Annotated in this window: 2 protein-coding genes and 1 pseudogene; all 3 read right to left on the reverse strand. The window is 76.2% G+C overall.

Going from position 1 to position 3,013, the window contains the following annotated elements:
* Positions 1 to 1,260: VWA-like domain-containing protein (locus EHS43_RS41455; protein ID WP_125195667.1), on the reverse strand; the 1,260-nt coding region annotated here is incomplete at its 3' end.
* Positions 1,257 to 2,477 (reverse strand): MoxR family ATPase, encoded by a 1,221-nt coding sequence (locus EHS43_RS41460; RefSeq protein WP_125195668.1) that lies wholly within the window; start codon positions 2,475 to 2,477, stop codon positions 1,257 to 1,259. The genes EHS43_RS41455 and EHS43_RS41460, both read right to left, overlap by 4 nt.
* A 61-nt stretch (positions 2,478 to 2,538) precedes the next feature.
* A pseudogene (locus EHS43_RS41465) lies at positions 2,539 to 3,013 on the reverse strand (hypothetical protein); the annotation flags it as partial.

Raw genomic sequence — 3,013 nt, forward strand, 5'->3', positions numbered from 1 at the left:
GATCTCCACCACGCGGGCCCAGGCCGGCGGCCCGTCCGGCACGTACTCGGGGTTGTTCTCGCTCCGCGCCCGGAACCTCTGCGGCCGGGAGAACAGGCCGACGACCGTGCGGCAGGAGGGCTGCGCGCCCGGCCACGGCGTCTGGCCGTCGGTCAGGGCCACGACGACGTCCGGACGGGGCCGCGAACGCAGCGCCTTCTCGAAGCCCGTGCGCAGATCGGTGCCCCCGCCGCCGACCAGCGGGATGCCCTCCGCCCGGCACAGGGGACGCACGACCCCGGCCGCCGCGTCGCACGAGAGCACGCTGACGAGGTCCCGGCGACCGCCCACGGCACGGGAGATCGCGGCTACCTCCAGCAGGGCGCTGCCCAGTTCGGCGTCGCTGACCGAGCCGGAGGTGTCGATGATCACGCAGACCCGGGGCGGCCGGCGCCGCAGACTCGGCAGCACCGTCCCGGGCACCCCCGCCGAGCGCCGCGAGGGACGGCCGTAGCTGTAGTCGTCGCCCGCCCCGGAGCCGGCGACCGCCGAGCGCAGCGCCGCCCCCAGCAGGTCCCGCCAGGGCTGCGGCGGATGGAAGGCCTCCTCCGCCCACCGCCGCCAGCCCTGCGGGGTGTCGCCCGGCCGCGCCCGGATGCCCTGTGCCACCCGGAAGCGCACCGCGTCCCGCTCCTGCTCGCTCAGCCCGTCCGCCCCCTCGGGGCCCAGGTCCCACGCGCGCTCCAGACCGTCGGCACCGCTGCCGCAGTCCAGCCAGGACAGGTCGACGGTCAGTGCGCCGGGGCCGATGCCGCTCAGATACTCCTCCATCAGCTGCCCCTCGGGCAGCTTCAACCGCCAGGGCCGGACGGCCCCTTCGGGCTCGACCAGTCCCTCGCCGTACACGTCGTCGTTGATCTCGCAGTCCGCGGCGATGTTCATCCGCAGCCGGTCCCCGAAACCGCTCAGCCCGCGCTCCCGGGCTACCCGGTCACCGCGCCCGTGATGGTCGCGCAGCAGGTGGGACACCTCGTGCACCCACACGCCCGCCAGCTCCTCCACCGGCGTCCGGTCCACGAACGCCGGGGAGACGTAGCACCGCCAGTACCGGTCGACGGCCATCGTCGGCACCCGCCCGGACTCGACGGTGTGCAGGGCGAACAGCGCGGTGGCCAGGTACGGGCGGACCCGGGCGGCGTGCAGACGGGCGGCGAACAGCTTGTCGCTGTCCAGCCGGCCCGCGGCAGTGTGGGTGGCCCCCACGGGGCCGGCCGTACTCATCGCCGGGTCCCGGAGGCGACCGCCGCCCGGTCCGCCCGCCGCGACAGCGCCACCGTCCCGGCGAGCCTCTCGATCGTCTCCGGCACGTCCCAGTCCTGCTGCCGCAGCGAGGCCAGCGTCGTCGCGGGCACGACCACCAGGTCCGGGGCGCCGGTCTCCAGCGCCCGCACCAGCACCGCCCACGCCGCGTCCCAGCGGGCCCGGTCGGGACGCGCGCGTACGGCCGCCACCACACCGTCGAGCACGGCCTGCCGGAGGTCTCCCCGCTCGGGCAGGACGGCCCCCGCGGGATCGGCCAGTACGTCCTCCGGGTCCGGGAGGTCCAGCCGGTCCAGGCTCGCCAGCAGTTCCAGGCCGGGACCGTCGCCCACCGTGCCCCGCACCAGCAGGGAGAGCACGTCCCGCGCGGAACCGGCCGCGGTCGCGAAGGCGACCAGCGACAGCGTCATGTCCCAGCTCCGCGGCGACGGCCAGGGCCCGCCCCGCCGGGTCTCGCCGGCGGGCAGTCGGTGCACGAGCGTGGGCCGCGCCGCGAGCAGGGCGCACACCGCGCGGCGGGCGAACTCCACGGCCTCGGGCAGCTTGCGCGGATCGAGCCGCGGCAGGGTGGCCCGCGGCCAGGTCCCGCCCAGTCCCCGTACGACGACCTCGTGGTCGTGGGTCCACTGGAGATGGACGAACCGGTTGGCCAGCGGCGGGCTCAGCTCCCAGCCGTCGGCCGCCGAGGACCGGGGGTTGGCGGCGGCCACGATCCTTACCCCGGGCGGCAGTTGCAGCGCGCCGATACGCCGCTCAAGGACGAGCCGGAGCAGCGCGGCCTGGACGGCGGGCGGCGCGGTGGACAACTCGTCCAGGAACAGCAGCCCCCGCCCGGCCCGCACCAGCCGTACGGCCCAGTCCGGCGGGGCCATCGGCACGCCCTGGGTGGCGGGATCGTCCCCGACCACCGGCAGGCCCGAGAAGTCCGACGGCTCGTGCACGCTGGCGATCACTGTGGTCAACGGCAGGTCCAGGGCCTCGGCGAGCTGGGTCAGGGCCGCGGTCTTGCCGATCCCGGGCTCACCCCACAGCAGGACCGGCAGATCGGCGGCGACGGCCAGGGTGAGGGCCTCCAGCTGGGAGTCGGGGCGCGGTTCGGTGGTGGAGACGCGCAGCAGGGCCAAGAGCTGTGCGGCGACGTCGAGTCGGGAGGCGGGGGCAGGAGAGGTCATCGTCATGTGTGAGCACCTGTGGGCCAGGCGTGGGCCAGGAGAGGGGAGCGTGTCCCCGGTGGTGGATTCAGTGCGCGTGGCGCGGATGGGCGCGCCGGGTCCGGGAGTCGCGACCGGTCGGACGCGGGCGGAACCAGGTGGGGCCGGGCCCGGTCAGGCCCGCCCTGAACAGGCCGTAGGTGACGCGCCGCAGCGCTGCCGCCTCCAGTTCGTCCCGGAGGGGGCCGGTGCGCAGCAGCGCCTCGGGCCCGAGCAGTCCTTCCACGACGGCCAGCGCGCCGGCGGTGTCGCCGTGCACGAGACGTTCGCGGACGCCGTCCAGGCAGTGCGGACGCCGGTGCGCCTCGTCGATCGCCTGGAGACAGGGGAGCGGGGTGCCGGTGAGCGCGACCAGCAGTTCCTCCCGACGGATCTCGTCCGGGTCGTGGTCCAGCGGGACCAGCACCCCGTCGACCAGGCCGATCCGGTGGCGGGCTCCCCGGCACTCCACGGGACGCGGCCGGCCGGGCAGGTCGGGGGCGCGGGGCGGTCCGGTGGCCGCG

Source organism: Streptomyces sp. RP5T (assembly GCF_003933965.1).
Classification (GTDB): domain Bacteria; phylum Actinomycetota; class Actinomycetes; order Streptomycetales; family Streptomycetaceae; genus Streptomyces.